Here is a 7,957-nt window from a genome sequence, read left to right as displayed (position 1 = left end):
GGGCGAAACCGTAAACCCAACCGTAAGGAGCCAAAACAAATCAGTTTTCGTGTGAGCGAATCCGAATATTTAAAGTTGCAACAATCAGCTGAAACTTTAAATATGAGTGTGCCTGCTTTCGTTAAGAAAAAGGCACAAGGCGCCCGATTAGTCGCACCCAAATTGGATCAAGCAACGCGACAATCGGTAGCTAAAGATTTGAGTATGTTGGGCGCAAATGCCAATCAGATTGCGAAATATTGCAACCAACATCAACATGAATCACCGAATTACGAAGCATTAGAACGTAACATTAGTGAATTACGTGAAAGGTTAGATGAGATATGGAACATGATCCAAAAATAAAAATGATTGTAAGTGCCATTTTATTTGTGATGTGTTTAATGATATTGTTTTATTTTATTTTCTTTGATCCACAATTTCCGGTGATTTTGTGTTTTTCACTTTTAACTTTTATCACGGGTATTGATTTATATATATCATATAAAAAGAAAAAAGCGCGTGATAACAATGGCAACAACTAAAATAAGTGCGACTAAATCAACGTCACGTGCGATTAATTACGCTGAGAAACGAGCCGTTGAAAAAAGCGGCTTAAATTGTGATGTCGACTATGCCAAATCGAGTTTTAAAGCTTCTCGTGAATTATATGGTAAAACCGATGGAAATCAAGGTCATGTCATTATCCAATCGTTTAAACCTGGCGAAGTCACGCCCGAACAATGTAACCAATTAGGCTTAGCGCTCGCTGAAAAACTCGCACCGAATCATCAAGTGGCGGTCTATACACATAATGATACAGACCATGTGCACAATCATATTGTGATGAATTCCATTGACCTCGAGACAGGTAAGAAATTCAATAACAATAAACAAGCGTTACGTAATGTCAGAGATTTCAATGACGAGGTTTGCCTGGAACATGGTTTAAGCGTGCCAGACAAAGATACAGCACGCTTACGTTATACGCAAACGGAAAAAGCCATTGCTGACCCTAATACGAAATCAACAGCCCAATATTCATGGAAAGATGAGATTAGAGAGGCGATAGACCAATCACAAGCAACGAATATGGATGAATTCAAAGACCATTTAAACCAACATGGTATTGAAATTGAACGTGTCACACCCAAAAGCATTACCTATCGACATTTAACCGAAGATAAAAAGGTGCGTGGGCGTAAACTCGGCGAAGATTACAATAAAGGAGGTATCGAAGATGGCTTTGAAAGACAAATTCAACGACGGAGACAACAAGAACGAGACTCAGACACCGAATTCCAGCCAAAACGACCAACTTCAAACCGTGATGAAGCAACTGAACGAGATACAGGCGTCACTCAATCAGATTGGGACCAATTCGCCCAAGACACAAATGAGCTTGAGCGTAGCCGACAAGCTGCAGAATCAGCAAGACTTGCTCATGAAAAGGCTCGAAGAGATCGAGAAGAGAGAGCACGAGCGAAACAAGCGTCACGACGAATTATTAACAACGATCGAGACCACGGCCTCGAACTTTAATCAAGCGACTGAAATCACACAAAAGCGTTTCATCAGTGTAGCGAAACACTATATCGAACGCATTAATAACGATAATTTAAAACAAGATTTTCAAACGGCGATACAAGAAGAATTGGAAGATGTGAAAACAGACACGCATAAGGTGATTGAACAATTACAAACTAACCAAGCCGAACTGCGACAAGCCAATAATGATTATAAAAAAAGGATAGAAGAACGTATCAAGTACAACGACACAGCCATAAAACAATATGATCAGGCGTTTCATCGTTTAACCAAAGGCATTACAGCAATGTTTTTTATCATTGCCTTAGTGATGGTCGCATTTTTAGTCTTAAGTCCATTAGGCGACTGGTTAGGTGTGCAACATTTTTACGAATGGTTGAACCATATATTAAAAACAGGCCATTCAGCATGGCGTTATTTCATGCTTATTTTTTATCTTGTGCCGTATGTTTTATTTGGAGGGCTTATATATGCCATTTTAAGCGCGTATAAGCGTATTTAATATGAACGTTGGACCAAAACCACGTTTTTGATAATAGAAAAGCTGTATCAAGCTTAAAATAGCTTAGAAATTAAAGGGAGATTCTATTTTATAAAAAGGAGGAACTATGGGAAGAGAGTTATTTTTAAGTGTCGTCTTTTTAATGTTTATATTTATAGTTTTGATATTTTAGGATTATATATTTTTAAATGATTTCTATTATTTGAAAAATGCTTTAGTGTCTATAGCTATAACTATATTTATCATGTGCATGATTGAAAAAAAGTGAAATAAAAAAAAGACGGGCGTGCCCGTCTCTAAGGAATTATCCAAACAATAGAGTTACTTCCATGTTTTGTTTGCAAAATATGGCATTAAGCTATACTTATATAATAGCAAAAACTCAGCTATATATAAAATATCAAAACTCAAACTGTTATTTTACACTGCAATTATGCCGAGAAAATTTATTGTGCATTGAGAAGAACCCTTAATTAAACTGTTTCGACGAATGTCGGTATAGCGTGAGCTATAAAACCGACGAGTCGACAGTTTTGGGGTTTATTAAGGGTTCCGAGGCTCAATGTCAATAAAGCAATTGGAATAATCCATTAAAGTTATACCATTTATTGCTTTTTTAAATAATAAAAACCAACCACAAATGTGGTTGGTTTCCTTTTTGTCTTTTGAATTTGTGAGGGGCTAAAGCCCCGAACTTTTTAATATCTTTTTATAAATCTTTTTAAAACCTTTTTAGGCACTGTTTGAGGCTTAGAGCGACAAGAAGTTTGAAGTGTCAAAGGCAACTTTTTGTAACTACAAAGGCAACTTTTTGTAACTACAAAGGCAACTTTTTGTAACTACAAAGGCAACTTTTTGTAACTACAAAGGCAACTTTTTTATTTTAAGTTGCCTTTGTAGTTAGGAATCTGATAATATAATGTTTGTAAAGATAAAAATATTATTTATGAGAAACCTAAATAATATTAAAGTGTCCTTATAGTGTACATAGGAGTGTGTCAAATTATGTCTGGAGAAACTGTTGTATATCAAAACGAAATGAATTTAGTCCCTTTACGTAAATTTACAAGTACAGAAATTGATATTTTTTTTAGTCTTTGCAATAGACTCAAAGAGCAAGATGTCAAAGAAGTTACTATTCCTTTTGAAGAATTACGTCATTTAAGTAATTACTATCACCGTTCTCAAAAAAGATTTGTTAAAGATTTAGAACATGTTTATGATAAATTGTTAAGTTTAACTTACACAGAACGAAGTGGTTTATCATTTAAAAAGTTTGTATTATTTACTGGTTATGAAGTTGATGTAGACACACAAGAACTTATCGTTAGTATTAACCCTAAATTAAAGCATGTTTTAAACGAGATAACAGCAGATTTCACTAAATTTGAATTAAAAGAAATGACACACCTTAAATCTACCTATTCCAAAAATATGTTTAGACTTTTAAAACAATATAAACATACAGGTTATTTTAAAATACAAATTGATGATTTTAGAGAACGTTTAGATATTCCGAAAAGTTATCGTATGACACATATTAATCAAAAAGTTTTAACCCCTATTATAAAAGAACTTTCTATGATATTTAATAATCTTCATATTAGTAAAATCAAAGCCAAAAAAGGACGTAAAATTGAATGGTTAGAGTTTACCTTTGACTCTGAGAAACGCATTCACAACAAACGACAGCCACAAATGACTAATATAGGTAAGTCGCACCAATATATCAATCGTGAAAAAACACCTAAATGGTTAGACGAAAAGATATATAAACAATATCAAGAGTTGCATAATGAAGATGCAAAATTAAAACAAGATCGAGAGGCATTTCAACGTCATTTAGAAGAAAAATGGGAGGAACAATAATTTAAATGAGCTACATATATATTTTATTCTTATTTCCATTAATAATGGGATTTATCGTATCAATAAAAAAGAAAAAACATGACTAAGGAGAGATAAAAAGTTATGAGTAATAGATATAATATACATCCAGCATTATATATAGGCGGATTTGCGGTATTTTTTAGTTTTATATTTGGATTTCCTGTAGGAACATTAATGGGACTAGCTATAGGAATAGGAATTAGTAAAAAAAATGAAAATTTGTAAAAGAGTTTACAGATGAAGAAGTTACACGATATACTATAATTGACAAATTGTAGATGTACTTCATTGTACGCAAAAAGCCCCCACAGCCGGCAAGCTACGTGGGGGCTTTTTTTACTATCTTTGTTTTAAATTATCATATAGATAATTACCAATGATACAAAGAATCAAAGGATTAACGATAGTATCAAAAACAAATTGTAAGATGTCCAACATTATACGCACACCTCCTCTCTTGCACGGAAGTGCTTCCCAATTATAACAAAATGCTTCTAAACTTGTATGCAGGCATACAATATACATGCATACATGATACATGCATACTGTATGCAACACTTAGACATTGATAACTGAATAAAGATACAAAAATTCACGTGATGAAAATGCATGAAAACGTGTGGTTGTGGGACTGTATAAAAGTTGTATAATCGATAATCCGGACACAAAGGCACAAACACTGATATGACGGTGTTTGTGCCTTTGTGATTAGTTAACATAATTAGTTATTATAGGTAGTTGAATTGTATAGTTTATACAATAGATTAAATCTAAGAATATAATAATTAAAATTGATTTAGCCACAAATTATAGTAATCTTTTTTTTCTTTTACTAATTCTGTATGAGTTCCTTGTTCAATTATTTCACCATGCTTAAGTAAATATATTTTATCTGCATTTGTAACATTACTCAATTTATGTGTAATTAATATAATTGTTTTACTTTCAGTGAATTTCTCAATATTTTTTAAAATATTTTTTTCAATTGTAGCATCTAAAGAACTAGTTGCTTCGTCTAAAATAAGTATAGGAGTATCTCGAAGTATAGCTCTTGCTATTGCTATTCTTTGCAATTGACCACCTGATAAATTTGATCCACCATTATGCAATTGAGTATTTATTTTTTGCGGTAATTCATTTATAAAATCATCAGCACAGGCTATTTCACAAGCTCGATTTATTTCAGTATCAGAAACTTTCCTATTTATACCAATTGTTAAATTTTCTTTAATTGTAGCTCCAAAAATAAAACTTTTCTGTGTTACAAAACTAATTATGTTTCTCAAGGAGTTTTTTGATATATCTTTCACTGAAATATTATCAATTTTTATATCTCCTTCATAATCAATATAAAAATTATCAATCAATTTAGCCACAGTTGATTTACCAGAACCACTTTCACCAATAATTGCTATTTTTTTATTTTTTGGAATATTCATATTTATATTTTTCAAAACATTTTCTTTAAAATTATACTTAAAACTTACGTTTTTTAACTCTAATTGGTGTTTAAAATGAATATCTAATTCTTTAGATTTATTATTAGTTCTTTGTTCGTCCTCTGTTTTAATATCAGTAATATCTAAATATCTTTGCGTAGCTACAAGAGCTGATTGTATTTGTGGTTGTAAGTTAATTAAACGCTCTATAGGTGCAATATAATATATAACTAGAGCATTAAATGTTAACAGTTCACCTAATGATAATTCATTATTCATGATTAAAAAGGAACCCATCCATAAAATTAGTAAAGTAGTTGTCATTTTCATAAAACTATTTAGAGTAAGTTGAATATTTGTAAATAAATTTAATTTATATAATCTTTTTATTAACTTTTGAAAGTGAGTTAAACCTTTTTTAAAAACTTCATTTTCAGCTACATAACTTTTTATTACTGGATAACCCGAAAAACTTTCAATGAGATAGGCACTTAAATTTGCATCTTGTTCCATTACAAGCCTATTATACTTTTCTAAAATTTTTCTAAAAGATAAACCAATAATTAAATATAACGGAATAAGAACTAAAGTGATATAAAATAATTTAGAACTTTGTATAAATAAAATAATACCTCCGATTATAATCATCAATGTATCTACAAGTAATGTAATAGTAACTGAAGAAAGTGCTTCTCTTATGTATGAAATGTCAGAAAATCTTGAAAGAATTTCACCACTTTTTCTTGTTTCATAAAACTTAATGGGTAAATTTAAAACATGCTTATAATAATCTTTCATAAAACTCATATCAATTTTCAAACTTAAATTTAAAGAGGCTTGATATCTTATTAATGATACAAAAGCATTTACTATATAAAGAAATAAAATCGCTATAGATAAAATATGTAAATTTTTTAAAATTTGCGAAGGAATAATATTATCAACTAGCATTTTAAAATAAAAAGCTCCAGCAATTCCTAATAAATTTATAATTATAGATAGTATTAATATATTTATGATTATAAATTTATTATTTTGAATTATTCTACCAAATAATTTCATTTTACTGGGGACATCATTATCATAACCATATGTATAATCATTTTGAACTAGCATAAGTACACCAGTCCACAATTTTTCAAATTCAGCAAAAGAAAGTTTTTCTTTTCCTTTTGCTGGATCAAGAATAAATATATTTTTATCTGTCACTTTTTCCACTATTATAAAATGCATGAAGCCTTTTTCATTTATAATATGTGCTATAACTGGTAATTCATCTTTTTTAATATCTGATATTTTATCTGCTCTTACTCCAGTAAGGTTAATACCTAATTTTTCTCCACCTTTTATAAGTCCATATAACGATGTGCCTTCTTTATCTGTTTTAGACCATTCTCTTACCCTTGAAATCATTGTATTTTTTCCAAAATATATAGCTAGCATAGTTAAACACGCTGGTCCACAATCACTTTCATCATATTGTTTAATAAATTTCAAAGCATTCACCACCTACATATTATTAATAGAATTATATTTGAAAAATGATAAATCGTAAAACTAAGTCTTTATTTTTAAGTAGCTTGAAAAATCAGAAAATATTGTTAAAATGAATTTGTAAACGGTTTTAAAGGAGGATTAATAATATGAAAAAATTAGAAATTGATACTCTTAAAAAAATCCATGGTGGTTCCAATGAAAATTTAAATGGTGTTAAAAGCTGGCTTGGTAAGCAACACGATAAACTATGGGAATCTGTAGGAGCTGGCATGGCTCAACAAGGTAATGCAGAAGCTTGGAAACACAAGACATTAGGATAAAAATAGTTAAAGTAAGGAGTTATAATAATGAAATATGAAAAATTATCAAATGACGAATTACACAATCTAAATGGTGGCTTTTGGGGATATGTAATATCAGGAGCGACAACAGTTGCAGCAGATGCATGGAACCATTCAGACCAAATTGTAAAAGGCGCAAATAAAGAATCTAAAAAAATAGCAAAACAAAATAAATAGATAAATATATTATCATAAAACCCTTTACTTTTCGAAAAGTAAAGGGTTTTATGATAATATATTTATAAACTTCTATAAGCTGGTGACAAAAATGAAAACAAAAAATGAAAATATTGTAAGTATTTGTAGATCTATAACAATATTTTTACTAATTCTAGCAATTTTAATAACTATATTATACGATTCTAAAATCGGCATATTATTTGCTTTATCAGGTTTCATTTCTTCTGCAATACCAGACATATATAACAAAAAGAAAATAGGTTGGTTCTTTTTAATCCTTTCTCTTATATTAATAATTCTATTTTTTATTTAAGAGAAATTTGAACTTGAGTGGCTAGCAATTAGCCACTCTTTTTTGCGTAAGCAAAAATCATAAGGGGTTTGGGGATGTGCCCCAACAAGCTGGCGTCTCTACCACGTTAGTGGCTAGCAAAGCCAATGCTTGCCAAACCACTTAACGACTTGATTAATTTTGCTTTACCCTGTAAAGTAAAATTATATTAAGGAGTTATCTTTCGAAGAAAGCGTGGTGGGATTGAATGAGCGAACCAAACACATTTGTGGCTAGCGACGAAACTGTT

Annotated in this window: 8 protein-coding genes; 7 read left to right on the top strand and 1 reads right to left on the bottom strand. The window is 30.6% G+C overall.

Annotated features, from left to right (window positions below):
- The 5 genes from ACVBFA_RS11595 to ACVBFA_RS11575 form a co-directional block, all read left to right on the top strand.
- The coding region (locus tag ACVBFA_RS11595) for a plasmid mobilization protein (RefSeq protein WP_447158860.1) at window positions 1–345 on the top strand (345 nt) is incomplete at its 5' end.
- Between the two features lie 165 nt (window positions 346–510).
- Window positions 511–1,521, top strand: coding sequence for a relaxase/mobilization nuclease domain-containing protein (locus ACVBFA_RS11590; protein ID WP_002485550.1), 1,011 nt, complete (start codon window positions 511–513; stop codon window positions 1,519–1,521).
- Entirely contained in the window at window positions 1,424–2,029 is a 606-nt protein-coding gene (locus tag ACVBFA_RS11585) for a mobilization protein (protein WP_447158859.1), read from the top strand. The genes ACVBFA_RS11590 and ACVBFA_RS11585 overlap by 98 nt, the downstream gene beginning before the upstream one ends.
- A gap of 1,005 nt (window positions 2,030–3,034) precedes the next feature.
- Window positions 3,035–3,898: a replication initiation protein gene (locus tag ACVBFA_RS11580; protein WP_002485546.1), complete on the top strand. Its 864-nt coding sequence runs from the start codon at window positions 3,035–3,037 to the stop codon at window positions 3,896–3,898.
- 102 nt (window positions 3,899–4,000) lie between these two features.
- Window positions 4,001–4,144, top strand: a complete 144-nt coding sequence (locus ACVBFA_RS11575; protein WP_002485548.1) for a hypothetical protein — start codon at window positions 4,001–4,003, stop codon at window positions 4,142–4,144.
- A 560-nt stretch (window positions 4,145–4,704) separates the two neighbouring features.
- Here the strand turns inward: ACVBFA_RS11575 and ACVBFA_RS11570 are convergent.
- Entirely contained in the window at window positions 4,705–6,864 is a 2,160-nt protein-coding gene (locus ACVBFA_RS11570; RefSeq protein WP_224785173.1) for a peptidase domain-containing ABC transporter, read from the bottom strand.
- 137 nt (window positions 6,865–7,001) lie between these two features.
- Here ACVBFA_RS11570 and ACVBFA_RS11565 point away from each other — a divergent pair, with 137 nt between their 5' ends.
- Together ACVBFA_RS11565 and ACVBFA_RS11560 are read left to right on the top strand one after the other, a co-directional pair.
- The gene (locus ACVBFA_RS11565; protein ID WP_002489559.1) at window positions 7,002–7,175 is read left to right on the top strand and encodes a hypothetical protein; all 174 of its coding nucleotides are present in this window, start codon (window positions 7,002–7,004) and stop codon (window positions 7,173–7,175) included.
- 27 nt (window positions 7,176–7,202) lie between these two features.
- Window positions 7,203–7,373 (top strand): hypothetical protein, encoded by a 171-nt coding sequence (locus ACVBFA_RS11560; RefSeq protein WP_002489558.1) that lies wholly within the window; start codon window positions 7,203–7,205, stop codon window positions 7,371–7,373.
- Window positions 7,374–7,957 lie beyond the last annotated feature (584 nt).

The organism is Staphylococcus sp. MSU001 (genome assembly GCF_052976705.1).
This window is presented reverse-complemented; position numbering and strand designations above follow the sequence as displayed.

Coding starts and splice junctions, on each gene's coding strand:
- ACVBFA_RS11575 (WP_002485548.1), top strand. CDS start 4,001: ATGAGTAATAGATATAATATACATCCAGCATTATATATAGGCGGATTT.
- ACVBFA_RS11580 (WP_002485546.1), top strand. CDS start 3,035: ATGTCTGGAGAAACTGTTGTATATCAAAACGAAATGAATTTAGTCCCT.
- ACVBFA_RS11565 (WP_002489559.1), top strand. CDS start 7,002: ATGAAAAAATTAGAAATTGATACTCTTAAAAAAATCCATGGTGGTTCC.
- ACVBFA_RS11560 (WP_002489558.1), top strand. CDS start 7,203: ATGAAATATGAAAAATTATCAAATGACGAATTACACAATCTAAATGGT.
- ACVBFA_RS11590 (WP_002485550.1), top strand. CDS start 511: ATGGCAACAACTAAAATAAGTGCGACTAAATCAACGTCACGTGCGATT.
- ACVBFA_RS11585 (WP_447158859.1), top strand. CDS start 1,424: ATGAAAAGGCTCGAAGAGATCGAGAAGAGAGAGCACGAGCGAAACAAG.